This is a genomic window from Hydrogenophaga sp., assembly GCF_025699295.1.
Classification (GTDB): Bacteria; Pseudomonadota; Gammaproteobacteria; order Burkholderiales; family Burkholderiaceae_C; genus Hydrogenophaga.
This window is the reverse complement of sequence record NZ_JAILWB010000015.1, coordinates 63,055-78,473: the sequence shown is the minus strand read 5'-3', so window position 1 is coordinate 78,473 and position 15,419 is coordinate 63,055. Positions and strand designations below refer to the sequence as shown.

Here is a 15,419-nt window from a genome sequence, read left to right as displayed (position 1 = left end):
CGCGAGTGGAGGAGCAAGCGGTGGAGCGAGTGGGGGCGCGAGTGGAGGCGCAAGCGGTGGAGCAAGTGGCGGTGCCATGGTGTCGGCCGATGCCCTGATCCTCAGCCGCGCCGCCATCGTCGGCCCGTTCACCGGCGCATCCCTGCACGTGAACGAACCCGGCTTCGACAAACCGGCCAACCTGGCTCTCTGGGCCGACGGTCCGCGCCTGGAGGCCTGCTTCACGCAGCTCGTCGAAGGCCTGCTGTTCCGCAGCAACAGCGGCACCAAACAGGCGGCGCTGGAGTTCGCCAACCTGCAATCGAACAACATCCAGCGCAAGCCGCTGGTGCGCCTGCGCGCGCCCACCAAGGCGCAGTTCAAGAAACAGCTCGACCTGGTGGCCGCCTACGCGGACCTGCGCGCCGACCGTACCGCCGAGACGGTGGCCCAGCTGGGGCCGTCCATCGAGTTCTGGTCGTCCATGGTCGGCCTCACCGCCCACCGCCACAAGAAGACGCTGCAGCTGATCGACCTGATGTTCTCGCTGTGCGTGCATGTGGAGATGCGCTTCAAGCACATCTTCGCCAGCCTCCGCCCGGTGGCCTTGTCGCCGCAGATCCAGCCCATGATCGAGACGCCAGGGCACGGCAGCTGGCCCAGCGGCCACGCCACCGAGGCCTTTGCCGTGGCGATGCTGCTCGAAGCGCTGCTCAATGCCGCGCCCGGCGCCGGCTCGCCACCCAATGGCACACAAAGCCGCGAACAGCTGCAACGCCTGGCCGCGCGCATTGCCACCAACCGTGTGGTCGCTGGCGTGCACTATCCCGTCGACAGTGCCTGCGGGCGACTGCTGGGCACCGCACTGGCCGAATTCCTGGTGGCGCGCGCCACCGGCACACGCGTGCACGAACGCGGCTTCGACGGCCGGCTGTTCGAAGGCCCCAACGGTGAGCCGCTGGATTTCAGCCTGCACCAGTCGATGGACCACACGAGCGGCCACGCGTACACGCGCTCGGCCAGCTCCACCGGCGTGGGCAACGCACCGCTGCTCAACTGGCTCTGGGAGGAAGCGCTCAAGGAGTGGGCATGAGCGGCGGTACCTGGTCGCCGCTGCCCACCGGCGCCTTCACCGGCATTCACTGGAACGCACCCGGTGCCATCAACGGCGAAGACCCTTACCTGATCTGGGCCGAGGCGGACCATTTCGCGGGCTACCACTTCAAGCGCGGCAGGAAGCTGCCGAAGTGGCTGCCGATCGTGATCGAACTCAGCGCGGGCGCCGATGTGCCGGCGCTGGTGGATGCCTCGTCCACCGCCTGGCTGCAGATTCCGCGCGTCTACCTCAACGTGCCCGGTCTGCGGTTCTGCAGCGCGCGCGTGAAGAAAAAGTTCTTCGACAAGCTGCGCAGCGACGCGCACCTGCGCGGTCTGATCCAGCGCTTCGAACTCGGCCTGCCCGTGGGCCACCACACGCATGCGCTGGTCGACCCCTGCACGCCCGGCAGTGGGCCCGCGCCCGCGCCTGGCTTGCTCGGGGGCAAGGTGCTCGGGCTGATCGATGGTGGCCTGGCGTTTGCCAACGACCAGTTCCTGAACGCGCAAGGCCGCGCGCGCGTGAAGCATTTCTGGCGCCAGGACGAATACCAGAACGGCAACTGGCCCGGCAACCAGCCTCGGCACCCCGTGCCACTCGACCCCGCACGCGCCGGGCCCACACCGCACGACATGGGTTACGGCCACGAACTCTCGGGCGCCGCGATCGACGCGGCCATGGCCGATCACACGCACCACGGCCGGCTGGACGAGGACGCGCTCTACCAGTACCTGCAACTCTGGGACCTCAGCCGCCCGGTGAACCACGGCACGCACGTGATGAGCCTGGCCTGCGGCAAGGGCAACCTGCTCGACCCCAAGGACGACACCGCCAGCCACTGCGACCTGGTGGCCGTGCAGCTCGACTGGTCCAACGTGCTCGACACCTCGGGCGGCGCGATGAATGTGAGCGTGCTCGACGGGCTGATGTACATCCTCGCGCGCTGCGCACCCAGCGCCAATGTGGTGGTGAACATCAGCTGGGGCACGCTGGCCGGCCCACACGATGGCACCTCGGTCCTCGAAGCGGCGATGGACCAGTTGATCGCGCTGTACAGCGGCCAATTGCAGATCGCCGTGCCCGCCGGCAACGCCTACCAGAGCCGCACCCATGCCAACGCCACACTGCCTCCTGGAGGATCGGTGACGCTGCACTGGCGTGTGCAGCCCGACGACCGCACCGAGAGCTACCTGGAAATCTGGCTGCCCGATGACGCTCAGGACGTTCGCATCAGCGTGACGCCACCGAACCATGCGCAACCGCTGCCCGCCATGCCCATGGGCCAGGCGGGCCTGTGGAACGACGCGCAGGGCGCGCCGATGTGCGGGCTGATCTACCCCACGTCCAGCGCGCTTGGCAGCCACGGCACCTGCGCCCTGTTGGCGATCGCGCCTACGTTCAGCCGCCAGGCCTCGGTGGCCACCGCGCCTTTTGGCTCGTGGACGGTCACGCTCACCAACACCGGCGCCACGCCCACGCTGTTCGACGCCTACATCGAGCGCGACGACGTGGCGATCGGCCAGAACACGGGCGCACGCCAGTCGTACCTGGAAGACCGGGACTACGACACCAGCGGCAACCTCGGTGCGTTCGTGGACCATGCCGACAACCCGACCCCGATCCGGCGCAGCGGCACCTTCAACAGCCTCTCGACCGGGCAGCACACGGTGAGCGTGGGCGGCCTGCGCCACCACCCCTCGGCCGGTGGGCTCTTCGCGCTGTACTCGCCACGCAAGCCGGACCCGGATGCAGGCCGGCCACAGCGCCCCGGCGTGAAGAAGGTGCCCGAGACGCTCAAACCCTGCGACGACAACCCTGCCCTGTGGGGGGTGCTCGGCGCGGGCAGCCGCAGTGGCAGCGTGGTGCGGCTGGCCGGCACCAGTTCGGCCGCGCCAGTGCAGGCGCGCGAGCTGATCAACCAGGCCTGATGGGGCTCACCAGCGCGCGGGCAGCGGCTTGCGCAGCACGATCCAGCGCTCGCGCACGGCGATGTAGCCGCCGGTTTCCAGGTCCTTGAGCAGGCGGCTGACCATCTCGCGCGAGCAGGCCAGGTGCTGCGCCAGTTGCTGGTGGGTCACGCGCTCCTTCAGCGGGCGCTCGCCCTGCGCGTCAGGCGCCATCGCCATCTCGTTGAGCAGGCGCACCAGCCGGCCGTAGACGTCGATCAGGGCCACGCTGCGCGCGCTGTCGGTGGCCAGGCGCGCGCGCCGGATCAACCGGGCCATGAGTTCCAGCGCGAACTCGGGGTGCGCGGCAATGTAGTCGAGCAGCGTGGCGCGCGAGACCACCGAGCAGGTGCAGGCCTCGGCAGCCTCCACATTGGCCGATCGTGGCCCGCCATCGAGCGACATTTCACCCACGTATTCGAGTGGGCCGTACATGCCCAGCGTGAGCTCGCGCCCATGGTTGTCGGCCACGAAGGCGCGCAGGCGACCCTGCAACACGATGAAAAGCGTGTCGCCGGTGTCGCCTTCCTGGATCAGCAACGCGCCGCGCCGGTACCGGCGCGATACCCCGAGGGCCGCGAGCGCTTCAATGTGGTGGTTGGTGGGGGAACTGACGAGGGGAACGGCAGAGGCGGGCATCCATGCTCACGGGTGGGAAAACTCCGTGGCATTGTGCGGCATCGGCGTGATGATGCGCAAGGCAGGCACCACCGGTGGCAGGCTGTTGACCCGATGCAGCAGGCTGCGGATGCTGGGCGCGCCGGCTTTTTCGCGCAAGGTCTTGATCTGGCTGCGCACCGTGGACTCGGCCACGCCATGCTGTTCGGCGATCTCGGCAATGGCCAGCCCGCGGCACAGGCCCATCAGCACGGACTCCTCGCTCGGGCTGAGGTTGAGGGCGCGGGCGAACATGCGCACGGCCAGGTTGTCGCAGGTGTTCTGGCGCGACAGCAGCACCAGCACCGACGGTGCATCGGCTTCCAGCGGGTGGCTCAGGGGCGTGAACGCCAGCGCAAGCTCCTTGTCGCCGGCCGACATCATCAACAGCTTGCGCTGCCCTCGGAAAGACGACTCCATGGCCTGCTGGATCCTCGAGGTGTGCTCGGCGTTGCTGCCCAGCAGGCTGTTGCCGTAGGACATGATGACCCGGCCGGCGGCCAGTTCGTGCCGCGCCAGGTGGTTGGCGTGCAGGATACGGCCCTGCGCATCGATGATGAGCATGCCGTAGTCGATCTCGTCGAACACCCGCATGAGGTGTTGCTGCCCGAGGCCCGCGTGCACGCCCGCACCGCCAGCCAGCTCGGTGCCGCCGCTCCACGCCGTATCTGTTGCTTGCCACATGACCAACCCCTGTAGATGGATGAGCCAGTCTAGGCAGCAGCCCCCTCAGCGGGTTGTGCGTGGGTGCCGCGGATCTTGTGACTTTTTTACATCTGTGCGCGCTGGGCGGCCTGCCGGATCGCGCCGAGCGTGCCGCGCGTGGTGATCACGTCGACGTCGAGCAGCACCTCGATCACGGTGCCCGTGGGAGCGGCCAGGGCGCGCTGCAGGGCAGGTTCGAACTCTGCCGTGTGGGTGATGCGCTCGGCCGCATAGCCGTAGGCGCGGGCGAGCGCGCAGAAGTCGGGGTTGGACAGGCCCGAACCGCTCACGTGCGCAGGGTACTCGCGCTCCTGGTGCATGCGGATGGTGCCGAAGCTGCCGTTGTTGAGCAGCAGCACGATGCTCTTCGAACCGTGCTGCACCGCCGTGGCCAGTTCCTGACCGTTCATGAGGAAGTCGCCGTCGCCGGCGATGGTGAATGCGGTGCGCCCGGTGAGGATGGCCGCGCCGATGCCCGCCGGCACGCCATAGCCCATGGCGCCATTGGTGGGCGCAAGCTGGGTCTTGTGGCCCTTGGCCAGGCCGTGGTAGCGAAAGAAGCGGTGCAGCCAGCTCGCGAAATTGCCCGCACCGTTGGTGAGCACGGCATCGGCTGGCAGGTGTTTCTGCAGGGTGTGGATGATGGCCGGCATGTCGATGGTGCCGGGCAAGGTGATGCCGCCGTTGGCAGGGTCGATGTTGGCAAGGTAGTCCGCGTGGCAAGCCTGCGACCAATCCGCCCACTTCACAACGGGAGGTGCGGTGAGCACTTCCAGGCTGCGGGCCGCCGCGTTCATCGTGGCGTTGATCGCCAGCGTGGGCTGGTACACGCGGCCCAGTTCCTCGGCGCTGGCGTGGATGTGCACCAGCTTCTGTGTCGGCAGCGGCGCCTCGATCAGCGTGTAGCCGCCGGTGGTGGATTCGCCCAGGCGCGGCCCCATGGCGATCAGCAGGTCGCACTCGCGCACGCGCCGCGCCAGCGCCGGGTTGATGCCCAGCCCCACATCGCCGGCGTACAGCGGGTGGTGGTTGTCGAAACAGTCCTGGAAGCGAAAGGCGTTGGTCACCGGCAATTGCCAGTTCTCCGCGAAACGCTGCAGCGCGGCTGCGGACTGAGGCGTCCAGCCACCGCCACCAGCGATCACCAGCGGGCGCTCGCTCGCCAGCAGCAGCGTGCGCAACTCGCGCAGCGCACCCGGGTCGCTCCAGGCCTGCACCGGCTCCACGCGCGGCAGCGGCTCGGCGTCCACCTGCTGCGTGAGCATGTCCTCGGGCAGCACCAGCACCACCGGGCCTGGGCGGCCGTTCATGGCGGTGGCGAAGGCGCGCGCCACGTATTCCGGAATGCGGCGGGCATCGTCGATGCGTTCCACGCGCTTGGCCATGCCCTTGGTGGATGGGCCGAAGAACGCGGCATAGTCCACTTCCTGGAAGGCCTCGCGGTCGCGCGCGTCGCTGGCCACGTCACCCACGAAGAGCACCATCGGGGTCGAATCCTGGAACGCGGTGTGCAGGCCGATGGAAGCATTGGTCGCACCGGGGCCGCGCGTCACGAAGCACACGCCGGGGCGTCCGGTGAGCTTGCCCTGGGCCTCGGCCATGAAGGCGGCGCCCCCTTCCTGGCGGTTGGTCACGAAGCGGATGCGATCGGCGTGGGCATGAAAGCCGTCGAGCACGGCGAGGTAACTTTCACCGGGCACGCCGAAGGCGTGGGTCACGCCCTGGGTGATCAGGCATTGCACGAGAAGGTGGCCGGCGATCTGGGGCATGGATTTGACTTTATTAACCAACTAGAGAATTATTGCGGCATGAGCAGCACACCCACACCCGCCGCGGAAGAGCGCCTGCGCGACGCCGACCGCTCGCAGAATACCATCCTGAATGCGGCCCGCGACGAGTTCGCCGAGCACGGCCTGGGGGGTGCGCGCATGGACCGCATCGCCGAGCGCGCGGGCCTGAACAAGCGCCTGATCTACTACTACTTCGAGGACAAGGAGAAGCTGTTCCAGGCCGTCCTGGAACAGGTCTACCGCCACATCCGCGAGGAAGAACGCAAGCTCAACCTGCTGCACCTCAAGCCCGCCACCGCGCTGCGCCGGCTGGTCGAGTTCACCTGGAACTACTACCTGGAGCACCCGGAGTTCCTCACCCTGCTCAACAGCGCCAACCTGCACCGCGCGCGGCATCTCGCGCAGTCCGAACGGGCACGCCAGCTCAACTCGCCGCTGATCGCCACGCTGGGTGAAATCCTCGAACGAGGCCGCGCCGATGGCAGCTTTCGCGGCGGCGTCGATCCGCTGCAGCTCTACGTGTCGATCGCCGGCCTGTCGTACTTCTACCTGTCGAACAACCACACGCTCTCGGCCATCTTCGGGCGCGACCTGATGACCCCCAAGGCGCACAGCGAACGGCTCTCGCACATGTGCGACGTGATCCTAGGGTATGTACTGATGAACTGAGCGGTGCCACAGCTTGACGCTGGCCCGGGCGATTCCTATTATTAACCGCTCGGTGAATTAACCCCTTGGAGACAACAGATGAAATCCGTTCCCGTTCGCCAACTTCTTGTCACCGCCGTGCTCGCGGCTGCCTCGGTCAGCGCCATGGCGCAGTGGAAGCCCGACCGCCCCATCACCCTGATCGTGCCCTGGGCCCCCGGCGGCTCGACCGACCAGGTCTCGCGCGTCACCGCGGCCGAGCTGGAGAAGCACCTCGGCCAGAAGATCGTGATCATGAATCAGCCAGGTGCATCCGGCTCCGTGGGCACCAAGAACGCCATGGCCGCACCGGCCGACGGCTACACCTGGACCGCCGGTGGCGCCAAGGATCTGGGCACCTACAAGGTGCTGGGCATGCTCGACACCTCGGCCAGCGACTGGAACCTGTACCTGAACGTGGCCCACATCGCCGTCGTCGGCGTGAATGCCGACACGCCCTACAAGACCATGCCGGAGCTGCTGGCCGCGATGAAGGCCAACCCGGGCTCGATCTCGGTGGCCACCGCCGGCGTGAACTCCAGCGGGCATTCGGCCATCGAGTCGCTCTCCCGCGCGGCTGGCGTGACCTACAAGCACGTGACCTACGACGGTGGCGCCCCCGCCGCCGTGGCTGCCGCCTCGGGCGAAACCCAGGTGACGACGCAGCTCGCGGCCGAGCAGACCGACATGATCCGCGCCAAGAAGATCCGTCCGCTGGCGGTGGTGGGCGACAAGTCGATCGAGATCGAGGGCTACGGCACCATCCCGCCGCTGTCGCAGTTCATTCCGGGCTACAAGGACCCGATCAACTACTTCGGCATCTTCGTGCCCAAGGGCGTCCCCGCGGAAGTGTCCGCCACGCTGAACAAGATCTGGACCACCGAGATGGTCAAGAGCGAGGCGCTGAAGAAGTACGCGCAGTCGCGTGGCGCCATGTTTGCGCCAATGGCCGGTGAAGAGGCCCAGAAAGCGGTGTTCCCGGCGATCCAGTCCTACGCCTGGACGCAGCAGGCCGCCGGCAAGGCCAAGGTGTCGCCCGACACCGTGGGCATCCCCAAGCCCTGAGCTTCACCACGCACGACGACGGAACACACACCATGACCGAGGGCGGAAAATCCGCCCGCTCCGACCTCTGGGGCGGTGCGGGGTGGGCAGGCTTTGGCCTGTTGATCGTGGGGGAATCCTGGCGCATGGAGCGCTTCGAGTCCATGGGCGCCGAGCTCTACACCATGCCGGGCTTCGTGCCCGGCATGCTGGGCGGCGTGGTGGCACTGCTGGGTGTCGTGCTGATGTTGCGCGGCTGGCGGCGGGCTGCCGCGGGGCACGACGGGCATGCCACCGAGCCGCCGATCAACCGCCGCATCGGCATCATGCTGCTGCTCACGCTGGTGTACGCCGGCCTGCTGATCGGGCGCGCGCCGTTCTGGCTGATGACGGCGCTGTTCGTCACGGCTTTCGTGTGGCTGTTTTCCCCTGAAGACGCTGCGCGCGGCCGTCGCCTGGTGGTGTCCGTGGCGGCGGGAGTGCTGACCTCCGCAGTAGTCACCCTCGTGTTCCAGTACGTGTTCCTGGTCCGTCTTCCCTGAGCCCGCCCGAGTTCCCCCTGCCATGTTTGACGGACTGCTTCTCTTCGGCCAATCCATCGTTCGCTTCGGCACGCCCGAGGTCATCGCCTACGCGCTGCTGGCCTCGCTGGTCGGCGTGATCATGGGCGCCCTGCCCGGCCTCACCGCCACGATGGCGCTGGCGCTGATGACCACGCTCACGCTCAAGCTGCCGCCGAGCCAGGCGCTGCTGATCCTGATCTGCACCTACGTGGGTTCGATCTACGGCGGCTCCCGCTCGGCCATCCTGCTCAACATCCCGGGCACGCCCGCCTCGGCGGCGGCCTGCCTCGACGGCTACCAGCTCGCGCGCCAGGGCATGGCGGGACGTGCCATGGGCATCGCCACCACCGGTTCGGTCCTGGGCACGCTGATCGGCATGTTTTTCCTCGCCACCTTCACGCCCGTGCTCGGCGGCATGGCATTGAAGTTCGGCGCCTATGAATTTTTCTGGCTCGCGCTCTTCGGCGTGATCATTGCCGGCACGCTCACCGGCGACGATCCGCTCAAGGGCTGGATCGCCGGCATCGCGGGCCTGTTCATCGCCACCATCGGCCAGGAGCCCCAGTACGGTTTCGAGCGCTTTGCCTGGGGCGTGCGCGATCTGGCCGGAGGCATCCAGCTCGTGCCCGCGCTGGTGGGCGCCTTCGGCTTCGCCGAGTTGCTCACCGCGATGCGCCGGCGCCAGGCGCCGGTGACGATCAGCGCCTTCGACACCGTGATTCCGAAACTGCGCGACGTGCTCCAGTACTGGCGCACCATCATCCGCTCCGGCCTCATCGGCACCGGCGTGGGCATCGTGCCCGGCGTGGGCGAGGATGTGGCGGCCTGGTCGTCCTACGCCGCCGCCAAGCGCGCGAGCAAGGAAAAGGAACAGTTCGGCAAGGGTTCGGTTGAAGGCCTGATGGCGGCCGAAACCGGTGACAACGCCTGTGTGCCCGGCGCCATGATCCCCGTGCTCACGCTGGCCATTCCCGGCTCGGCACCGGCGGCCGTGCTGATGGCGGCCATGATCATCCACGGCATCAAGCCGGGCCCGCTGATCATGGTGGAGAACCCGTCCTTCGTGTACGACGTGGTGGCCATGATGCTGTTCGCCACCATCGGCATCCTGATCTACGGCCTGGTGCTCACCAAGGCGCTGGTGCAGGTGCTGCGCGTGCCGCAGCATCTGATCGTGCCCATCATCTTCGTGCTCTGCGCGGTCGGCAGCTTCGCCATCTCGGGCCGCCTGTTCGACGTCTACGTCATGCTGGCCTTCGGCCTGATCGGCTTCTTCCTGCGCCACTTCGGCTATCCCATGGCGCCACTGGTGCTGGGCATCGTGCTCGGCGACCTGCTGGAGAAGAACCTGCGCCGCGCGCTGATCCTCTCCGACGGCGACCTCACGCCCTTCTTCACCCGCCCGATCGCGGGTACGGTCGCCGCGCTGATCTTCGCCACCGTGGGCTGGAAGCTCTGGAGCCTGTACATCCGCCCCGCACGGCGCGAGGCCAAAGCATGAGACTGTCCCTGTGCAACGAGGTGCTGCGACCACTGCCGCTGGCCGAGCAGTGCGATGCCGCCGCCCGCATGGGCTACGACGCACTGGAGATCGCACCCTTCACGCTGGCGGACGACCCGTTCACGCTCGACGGCGCCACCGCCCGCGGTGTGCGCGCCACGGCGCTGGCGCGCGGGCTGCGCATCTCCAGCCTGCACTGGTTGCTGGTCAAACCCGAGGGCCTGTCGCTGGTGACGGACGACGCCGCGCAGCGCGGCCGCACGCTCGACCTGCTGCGCCGGCTGATCGATTTCGCCGCCGCGTGCGAGGCCGGCGTGCTGGTGCACGGCTCGCCCGCGCAGCGCTCGCCCGCACCGGGCCAGAGCGTGGCCGACGCCACCGCGCGGCTGGAAGCCGCGCTGGCCGAACTGGCGCCGCATGCGGCCGCAGCAGGTGTCGTCTACTGCCTTGAGCCTCTCGGGCCGTTCGAAACCCCGGTGATCAACACCGTGGCCGAAGCCGCCGCGCTGGTGGACCGCATCGGCTCGCCTGCCATCCGCACCATGCTCGACGTGAGCGCGGCCTCGCACAGCGAAAGCGAGCCGGTGCAAGAGGTCCTGCACCGCTTCCTGGCCAGTGGCCACATCGCCCATGTGCAGCTCAACGACCGCAACCGCCGCGGCCCCGGCCAGGGTGAGACCGACCAGCGCCCGGTGCTGCAGGTCCTCAAGGACATGGACTACGCAGGATGGGTGGCGGTGGAACCGTTCGAGTACGTGCCCGACGGCCCGGGCTGCGCGGAGGCCTCTGCCCTGCACCTGCGCGAACTCTGGAGGACCCTGTCATGAGCGCGCCCGTCACCCTGCACATCCACGAGGTGCAGCTGTTCCAGCGCCCCGTGACCCTGCGCCTGCCGTTCCGCTTCGGCGCCGCCACCGTCACGCAGTGCCCCCAGGCCTTCGTGCAGGTGCGCGCCGAGGTGCAGGGTCGTCTCGTGGAAGGCGCGAGCGCCGAGTTGATGGTGCCCAAGTGGTTCGACAAGACGCCCGCGCTCACGCACGAACAGAATTTCGAGCAGTTGCGCGAGTCGCTGCGCAACGCACGCGATGCCTTGCTGGCCAGCCAGGACGCGCTGAGTCCGCACGCGCACGCGCAGACCGCCGGCGACGCGGCCATCGCCGTCTCGCTCGCGCGCGGCCTGCCACGCCTGGCCGCTCAGTTCGGTCCGGCCCTGCTCGACAAAGCCGTGGCCGACGCCGCGCTGCGCGCCGCAGGCCTGCCCTGGGTGGAAGGCCTGCGCGCCGGCGCGCTGGGCGACCCGTGGAGCACGCGGCTTGAACTGGTGCGCCCGACCCATGTGGTGCTGCGCCACACCGTGGGCCTGGCCGACCGCCTGACCGACAGCGACCCCGGAAACGACCCGCAGGACGGCCTGCCGGCCACGCTCGAAGCGGCCATCCGCCGCCACGGACTGCACCATTTCAAGCTCAAGCTGAGCGGTCAGATCGAAGCCGATGTGGAGCGCCTCACGCGCATCGCCGGATTGCTGCAGGGGCTCGGCATCGACTACCGCGCCACGCTCGACGGCAACGAGACCTTCGCCGATGCGGCCAGCCTCGGCCGCTTCTGGCAGACGCTGCTCGGCACACCCGCGCTGGCCGATCTGCTGCGCCGCACGCTGTTGCTGGAGCAGCCGCTGGCGCGCGCGGTCGCGCTGCACGAGTCCATCGCGTCGCTGGGCATCGGCGTGCCGGTGATCCTGGACGAGTCCGACGACCATCCCGGCGCGCTCGACGAGGGGCTGGCCCTGGGCTACCGCGGCATCTCCAGCAAGGCCTGCAAGGGCATCTACCGCTCGCTGCGCAACGCCCACCGCATCGCCCAGGACCCGCGCCTGCTGCTCTCGGGCGAGGACCTCACCTGCCAGGCCGGCCTGGCGGTGCAGCAGGACACCCTGCTCGCCGCCAGCCTGGGCGTGCGCCACATCGAGCGCAACGGCCACCACTATGTGGACGGCTTCGGCACCGCGCCGGCCGAAGAGGCCCAGGCATTCGCCGATGCCCACCCCAGCCTGTACGACAACACCGCCGGCCGCCCGCATCTGGCAGTACGCCACGGGCGGCTCGACCTGACTTCCCTGCATGTCGCCGGCTTCGCGTCGGCCGCGGCGCCGCAGTGGCGCAGCCTGCAACCCATTCAATGAACCCCCTGCCTTCACGGAGAACCCACATGGCAACACAGACCCTCGGACTCATCATGCACGGCGTGACCGGGCGCATGGGCATGAACCAGCACCTGATCCGCTCGATCTGCGCCATCCGTGCGCAAGGCGGCGTGACGCTGTCCAACGGCGACAAGGTCATGCCCGACCCGATCCTGATCGGACGCAACGCCGAGAAGATGGAAGCGCTGGCCAAGGCCCATGGCATCGCGCGCTGGGGCACCGACCTGGACGCCGCGCTCGCGAACAAGGCAGACACGATCTTCTTCGACGCCGGCACCACGCAGATGCGCCCCACCCTGCTGGCCAAGGCCATCCGCGCGGGCAAGCACGTCTACTGCGAAAAGCCGATCGCCACCAACCTCAACGAAGCGGTGGAGATCGCGCGCCTGGCCCAGAAGTCGGGCCTCAAGCACGGCGCCGTGCAGGACAAGCTCTTCCTGCCCGGCCTGCGCAAGCTCGACATGCTGCGCCGCGCCGGCTTCTTCGGCCGCATGCTCAGCGTGCGCCTGGAGTTCGGCTACTGGGTGTTCGAGGGCGACCTGCAGCCCATCCAGCGCCCGAGCTGGAACTACCGCAAGGAAGACGGCGGCGGCATGATCCTGGACATGATGTGCCACTGGCGCTATGTGCTGGACAACCTGTTCGGCGAGGTCAAGTCGGTCTCCTGCATCGGGACCACGCACATCCCCACGCGCTGGGACGAGGCCGGCCAGCCCTACGAATGCACCGCGGACGACGCGGCCTACGCCACCGCCGAGCTCACCGGCCACAACGGCGAGAACGTGATCGCACAACTCAACATGAGCTGGGCCACGCGCGTGAACCGCGACGACCTGGTGACCTTCCATGTCGACGGCACGCACGGCTCCGCCGTGGCGACGCTGACCGGCTGCAAGGCGCAGAGCCGCGTGAACACGCCGCGCCCGGTGTGGAACCCGGACGTGAAGAACACCATGAATTTCGGCGAGCAGTGGCAGGACGTGCCGGACACGCAGGTGTACGACAACGGCTTCAAGATCCAGTGGGAACACTTCATCCGGCACGTGGTGGAGAACGAACCCTACCAATGGACGCTGCCCGAAGGCGCCAAGGGCGTTCAGCTGGTGGAGGCCGCGCTGGAGAGCTGGAAGGAACGCCGCTGGGTGGATGTGCAACCCCTGAAGGTGTGAACACATGGCGCTCTCTCTCAAACTGCCCACCGCCTCGGGCCGCATCGAGGCCTACACCCTGCGCGGCACCACCCCCGTGAAGCCCGCGCGGGGCGTGCCATTCAACCGCATCGCCTATTCCGCCGCGCACGTGGTGGCCGACCCGCTCGCCGCCATCGACCCCTGGCTGCAGTGCGCGGTGGACTGGGACGCGACCATCGCCTACCGGCAACGTCTGTGGTCGCTCGGCCTGGGCGTGGCCGAGGCCATGGACACCGCGCAGCGCGGCATGGGCCTGGACTGGCCCACCTCGCTGGAGCTGATCCGCCGCTCGCTCGACGCGGCGAAAGACGTGCCCGGCGCGCGGGTGGCCTCGGGCTGCGGCACCGACCACCTCGTGCTGGAGAACGTGAGGACGGTCGACGAGGTCATTGCCGGCTACGAGGAACAGATGGCCGCGATCGAGAAACTCGGCGGCAAGCTCATCGTCATGGCCAGCCGCGCGCTGGCCCGCGTGGCGAAGAGCCCGGCCGACTACGAACGCGTGTACGACCGCATCCTGAGCCAGGCGAAGCAGCCGGTGGTGCTGCACTGGCTGGGCGACATGTTCGACCCGGCGCTCAAGGGCTACTGGGGCAGCAACGATGTCGACCAGGCCATGGACACCGCGCTGGCCGTGATCGCCGCGCACCCGGACAAGGTGGACGGCATCAAGATCTCCCTGCTCGACAAGGACAAGGAGATCGCCATGCGCCGGCGCCTGCCAGCGCGCGTGCGCATGTACACCGGCGACGACTTCAACTACGCCGAACTCATCGCCGGCGATGGCTTTGGCCAGGAGATCACGCACGGCCAGAGCGACGCCCTGCTGGGCATCTTCGACGCCATCGCGCCCGCCGCCAGCGCCGCGCTGGGCGAACTCGCGCAGGGCAACCTGCAGAAGTTCCACGACATCCTTGGCCCCACGGTGCCGCTGTCGCGCCACATCTTCGCTGCGCCCACGCGCTTCTACAAGACCGGCGTGGTCTTCATGGCCTGGCTCAACGGCCACCAGACACACTTCACCATGGTCGGCGGCCAGCAGAGCACGCGTTCGCTGCCGCACTTCGCCGAACTGTTCCGCCTGGCCGACGCGGCCAACCTGCTGGAGCAGCCGGAGCTGGCGCTGCGGCGCATGAGCACCCTGCTGGCCCTGCATGGGGTGGAGGCCTGATGCGCGATTTCTCGCAAGACCACCGCTGGTTGTCCATCAACACCGCCACGGTGCGCAGGAGTCAGGGCCAGGATCTGCCGCTGCCCGACATCCTCGATGCCTGCGCGCGCCACGGCATCCCGGCGGTCTCGCCCTGGCGTGACCAGGTCGCCGCAGCGGGACTGAAGACCATCTCCGCGCAGGTGAAGGCGCTGGGCCTGAAGCTCTCGGGCTATTGCCGCGGCGGCATGTTTCCCGCCACCGACGCGGCCGGCCTGCGGGCCGCACGCGACGACAACCACCGGGCGGTGGACGAGGCCTGCGAACTCGGCGCGCCCTGCCTCGTGCTCGTGGTGGGCGCACTGCCCGGCGCGCTGGCGGGTCAGGCCGCGCACAAGGACATCGGCCGCGCGCGCCAGCAGGTCAGCGAAGGCATCGCCGAACTGCTCGACTACGCCAAAGCCGCCGGCATGCCGTTGGCCATCGAACCCCTGCATCCCATGTACGCGGCCGACCGCGCCTGCATCAACACGATGGAGCAGGCACTGGACGTGTGTGACGCACTGGACCCGACGAAGAGCGGCGCGTTGGGTGTGGCAGTGGACGTGTACCACGTGTGGTGGGACCCGAAGCTGCAGGCGCAGATTGAACGCGCGGGAAAAAGCCGCCTGCTCGCCTTCCATGTGTGCGACTGGCTCACGCCCACCACCGACCTGCTCAACGACCGCGGCATGATGGGCGACGGCGTGATCGACATTCCGTGCATCCGCGGCTGGGTGGAAGCGCAGGGCTTCGCGGGTTTCAGCGAGGTGGAGATCTTTTCCACCGGCAACTGGTGGAAGCGCGATCACGACGAGGTTCTGCAGACCTGCATTCAGCGGCACCGCAGCAAGGTGTGAGGCACGTGC

14 protein-coding genes are annotated in these 15,419 nt (G+C 68.4%); 11 read left to right on the top strand and 3 right to left on the bottom strand.

Annotation, left to right across the window (positions count from 1 at the left end; all coding sequences use genetic code 11):
* Positions 1 to 76 precede the first annotated feature (76 nt).
* Positions 77 to 1,072 carry a PA-phosphatase gene (locus tag K5880_RS16595; protein WP_297654759.1) on the top strand — a complete coding sequence of 332 codons (996 nt, stop codon included), beginning with the start codon at positions 77 to 79 and terminating at the stop codon, positions 1,070 to 1,072.
* The gene (locus K5880_RS16590; protein WP_297654756.1) at positions 1,069 to 3,003 is read left to right on the top strand and encodes a S8 family serine peptidase; all 1,935 of its coding nucleotides are present in this window, start codon (positions 1,069 to 1,071) and stop codon (positions 3,001 to 3,003) included. The genes K5880_RS16595 and K5880_RS16590 overlap by 4 nt, the downstream gene beginning before the upstream one ends.
* Before the next feature lie 6 nt (positions 3,004 to 3,009).
* Here the strand turns inward: K5880_RS16590 and K5880_RS16585 are convergent, their stop codons facing one another.
* The 3 genes from K5880_RS16585 to K5880_RS16575 all read right to left on the bottom strand — a co-directional run bounded on the left by K5880_RS16585 (position 3,010) and on the right by K5880_RS16575 (position 6,152).
* On the bottom strand, positions 3,010 to 3,660 hold the full coding sequence (locus K5880_RS16585; RefSeq protein ID WP_297654753.1) for a Crp/Fnr family transcriptional regulator: 651 nt from the start codon (positions 3,658 to 3,660) through the stop codon (positions 3,010 to 3,012).
* A gap of 6 nt (positions 3,661 to 3,666) precedes the next feature.
* Entirely contained in the window at positions 3,667 to 4,362 is a 696-nt protein-coding gene (locus K5880_RS16580) for a LuxR C-terminal-related transcriptional regulator (protein WP_297654751.1), read from the bottom strand.
* 86 nt (positions 4,363 to 4,448) lie between these two features.
* On the bottom strand, positions 4,449 to 6,152 hold the full coding sequence (locus tag K5880_RS16575) for a thiamine pyrophosphate-binding protein (protein ID WP_297654748.1): 1,704 nt from the start codon (positions 6,150 to 6,152) through the stop codon (positions 4,449 to 4,451).
* Between the two features lie 39 nt (positions 6,153 to 6,191).
* On the opposite strand from K5880_RS16575, the gene K5880_RS16570 reads away from it, so the two are divergent.
* From K5880_RS16570 to K5880_RS16530, 9 genes are all read left to right on the top strand, one after another.
* Positions 6,192 to 6,842 carry a TetR/AcrR family transcriptional regulator gene (locus K5880_RS16570; RefSeq protein WP_297654745.1) on the top strand — a complete coding sequence of 217 codons (651 nt, stop codon included), beginning with the start codon at positions 6,192 to 6,194 and terminating at the stop codon, positions 6,840 to 6,842.
* A 78-nt stretch (positions 6,843 to 6,920) separates the two neighbouring features.
* A complete protein-coding gene (locus K5880_RS16565; protein ID WP_297654743.1) occupies positions 6,921 to 7,925 on the top strand; it encodes a tripartite tricarboxylate transporter substrate binding protein in 1,005 nt (334 codons plus the stop codon).
* Positions 7,926 to 7,957: 32 nt separating this feature from the next.
* A complete protein-coding gene (locus K5880_RS16560) occupies positions 7,958 to 8,446 on the top strand; it encodes a tripartite tricarboxylate transporter TctB family protein (RefSeq protein ID WP_297654740.1) in 489 nt (162 codons plus the stop codon).
* 22 nt (positions 8,447 to 8,468) lie between these two features.
* Complete coding sequence (locus tag K5880_RS16555; RefSeq protein WP_297654738.1) at positions 8,469 to 9,968, top strand: tripartite tricarboxylate transporter permease; 1,500 nt, start codon at positions 8,469 to 8,471, stop codon at positions 9,966 to 9,968.
* A complete protein-coding gene (locus K5880_RS16550; RefSeq protein ID WP_297654735.1) occupies positions 9,965 to 10,795 on the top strand; it encodes a sugar phosphate isomerase/epimerase family protein in 831 nt (276 codons plus the stop codon). The genes K5880_RS16555 and K5880_RS16550 overlap by 4 nt, the downstream gene beginning before the upstream one ends.
* Positions 10,792 to 12,150 (top strand): hypothetical protein, encoded by a 1,359-nt coding sequence (locus tag K5880_RS16545; RefSeq protein WP_297654732.1) that lies wholly within the window; start codon positions 10,792 to 10,794, stop codon positions 12,148 to 12,150. The genes K5880_RS16550 and K5880_RS16545 overlap by 4 nt, the downstream gene beginning before the upstream one ends.
* 26 nt (positions 12,151 to 12,176) lie before the next feature.
* Entirely contained in the window at positions 12,177 to 13,340 is a 1,164-nt protein-coding gene (locus K5880_RS16540; RefSeq protein WP_297654728.1) for a Gfo/Idh/MocA family oxidoreductase, read from the top strand.
* A 4-nt stretch (positions 13,341 to 13,344) separates the two neighbouring features.
* The gene (locus K5880_RS16535) at positions 13,345 to 14,532 is read left to right on the top strand and encodes a dihydrodipicolinate synthase family protein (RefSeq protein WP_297654724.1); all 1,188 of its coding nucleotides are present in this window, start codon (positions 13,345 to 13,347) and stop codon (positions 14,530 to 14,532) included.
* On the top strand, positions 14,532 to 15,410 hold the full coding sequence (locus tag K5880_RS16530) for a sugar phosphate isomerase/epimerase family protein (protein WP_297654722.1): 879 nt from the start codon (positions 14,532 to 14,534) through the stop codon (positions 15,408 to 15,410). Before K5880_RS16535 ends, K5880_RS16530 begins: the two co-directional genes overlap by 1 nt.
* The last annotated feature ends 9 nt before the right edge of the window (positions 15,411 to 15,419 follow it).

What these genes read in the sequence shown, in the direction of transcription:
- K5880_RS16595 (WP_297654759.1), top strand. Translation starts at nt 77, where the DNA reads ATGGTGTCGGCCGATGCCCTGATCCTCAGCCGCGCCGCCATCGTCGGC.
- K5880_RS16590 (WP_297654756.1), top strand. Translation starts at nt 1,069, where the DNA reads ATGAGCGGCGGTACCTGGTCGCCGCTGCCCACCGGCGCCTTCACCGGC.
- K5880_RS16585 (WP_297654753.1), bottom strand. Translation starts at nt 3,660, where the DNA reads ATGCCCGCCTCTGCCGTTCCCCTCGTCAGTTCCCCCACCAACCACCAC.
- K5880_RS16580 (WP_297654751.1), bottom strand. Translation starts at nt 4,362, where the DNA reads ATGTGGCAAGCAACAGATACGGCGTGGAGCGGCGGCACCGAGCTGGCT.
- K5880_RS16575 (WP_297654748.1), bottom strand. Translation starts at nt 6,152, where the DNA reads ATGCCCCAGATCGCCGGCCACCTTCTCGTGCAATGCCTGATCACCCAG.
- K5880_RS16570 (WP_297654745.1), top strand. Translation starts at nt 6,192, where the DNA reads ATGAGCAGCACACCCACACCCGCCGCGGAAGAGCGCCTGCGCGACGCC.
- K5880_RS16565 (WP_297654743.1), top strand. Translation starts at nt 6,921, where the DNA reads ATGAAATCCGTTCCCGTTCGCCAACTTCTTGTCACCGCCGTGCTCGCG.
- K5880_RS16560 (WP_297654740.1), top strand. Translation starts at nt 7,958, where the DNA reads ATGACCGAGGGCGGAAAATCCGCCCGCTCCGACCTCTGGGGCGGTGCG.
- K5880_RS16555 (WP_297654738.1), top strand. Translation starts at nt 8,469, where the DNA reads ATGTTTGACGGACTGCTTCTCTTCGGCCAATCCATCGTTCGCTTCGGC.
- K5880_RS16550 (WP_297654735.1), top strand. Translation starts at nt 9,965, where the DNA reads ATGAGACTGTCCCTGTGCAACGAGGTGCTGCGACCACTGCCGCTGGCC.
- K5880_RS16545 (WP_297654732.1), top strand. Translation starts at nt 10,792, where the DNA reads ATGAGCGCGCCCGTCACCCTGCACATCCACGAGGTGCAGCTGTTCCAG.
- K5880_RS16540 (WP_297654728.1), top strand. Translation starts at nt 12,177, where the DNA reads ATGGCAACACAGACCCTCGGACTCATCATGCACGGCGTGACCGGGCGC.
- K5880_RS16535 (WP_297654724.1), top strand. Translation starts at nt 13,345, where the DNA reads ATGGCGCTCTCTCTCAAACTGCCCACCGCCTCGGGCCGCATCGAGGCC.
- K5880_RS16530 (WP_297654722.1), top strand. Translation starts at nt 14,532, where the DNA reads ATGCGCGATTTCTCGCAAGACCACCGCTGGTTGTCCATCAACACCGCC.